At 64.9% G+C, this 1,023-nt stretch carries 1 protein-coding gene; it reads right to left on the reverse strand.

The genetic code is table 11. From position 1 onward, the window contains the following. Positions 1–1,023 (reverse strand): MBL fold metallo-hydrolase (locus ACFTXQ_RS36730; protein WP_382650050.1); only part of this gene is annotated, 1,023 nt, incomplete at both ends.

A 1,023-nucleotide genomic window follows, 5' to 3' on the forward strand; every position in this document is an offset into this window, starting at 1 on the left:
GCCTTGCAGTGCGCGACGAACTGGGTGGACTGGATGTGGCTGGGCGAGTTTTCGTCGAAGGTGTTGTCGAGGAGGTGGTTCAGCCAGGGCTCCTGACCCATCGCATAGACGTACGCCGCGTTGAACGCGAAATCGTCCACCAGCGCGGCGGCCTCGCCGAACTGGCAGCCGCGTGCCCGGCGTGACTGATCGATGTCGCGCGGCAGCGCCTTGGGAAACAGCGGGCCGTAGACCCATGACGGCGGCGCGCCCTCGGTTTCCATCCCGACGAACAGGGTGTCCGGCTTGCCGGCGAGGCGGAAGACATGCTCGTAGAGGCGCGGGTCCAGGTTGCACGAATCGGCGATGCACAGCACCGAGCGCGAGCCGAAGCGGATCATGAAGCTCTGCTTGCTGTGGATCGCCAGGTCGTTGTGTTCGCCCATGAACGGAATGGCGGTGATGGCGCCGCCGGGCACCTTGATTTCCTGCGCATCCCGAACTTCCAGCACGTCGTCGAAGCCGAGCTTGCGCAACGCCAGCTCCATCGACGGATCTTGCGGAAAGCCGTCGAGATTCCTGCCGACCACCACGGTCTTGACCTTGTGGCGAAGCTGCAGCAGCGTTTCGAGGACGATGTGATCGTGATGGCTGTGCGTGATCAGCACGTAGTCGATCTGGTCCGGCAGGTCGGCGAACGTATAGCGCGGCAGCGCGGTGTCGTAGCCGTAGCTGATCACCGGATCGATCAGGATGCTCACGCCCCGGCTCTGGATCAGCACGCACGCGTGGCCGTAGTAGCGGATGCGGATGTCGTCGCCGTCGAACGAACGATCCGGTTTCGGCGCCGGCGCCTCCTCGACGAAGAACGAGCGGAACAGCGGCTCGTCCTTCTCCTCCACGCGCATCAGGTCGACGATCTTCGCGTAGCTGCCGGGCGTGTCGCGCATGCGGAACAGCGTGTCGAGCGCGCGGTCGTCGAAGGCCATGTTGCTGAACACCGTGCGCTCGTCGCGGAGCCGGGGCGTGCTGAGGATGAACGGC

The organism is Streptomyces sp. NPDC057010, assembly GCF_042673805.1.
Taxonomy (GTDB): Bacteria; Actinomycetota; Actinomycetes; order Streptomycetales; family Streptomycetaceae; genus Streptomyces.